We start from the raw sequence: 397 nt of genomic DNA on the forward strand, positions 1-397 counted from the left end.
GTATTTCGATTTCGCAGATCGAAGGCTTTGTTCGTCAGATTCTTGGCTGGCGAGAATATGTTAGAGGAATGTACTGGGCCAATATGCCGGATTATACGGAACAGAATCGATTGAATGCGAGTAGACCTTTGCCAAGTTGGTTTTGGACTGGTGAAACCAAGATGGCGTGTATGAAGGAGAGTATCAAACAGTCTTTAGAGTATGCTTATGCCCACCATATTCAGCGCTTAATGATAACAGGTAACTTCTCTTTGCTGGCTGGTCTTCATCCCGATGAGGTAGATGATTGGTATTTAGGGATTTATATCGATGCCTTACAGTGGGTTGAGCTACCCAATACTCGAGGGATGGCCTTGTTTGCTGATGGGGGGTGGATCGCCACAAAACCCTATGCTGC

Annotated in this window: 1 pseudogene; it reads left to right on the top strand. The window is 45.6% G+C overall.

The window, feature by feature from the left end:
* Positions 1 to 397 (top strand): annotated as a pseudogene (locus A3761_RS26765) (cryptochrome/photolyase family protein); the annotation flags it as partial.

The organism is Oleiphilus sp. HI0123 (assembly GCF_001635315.1).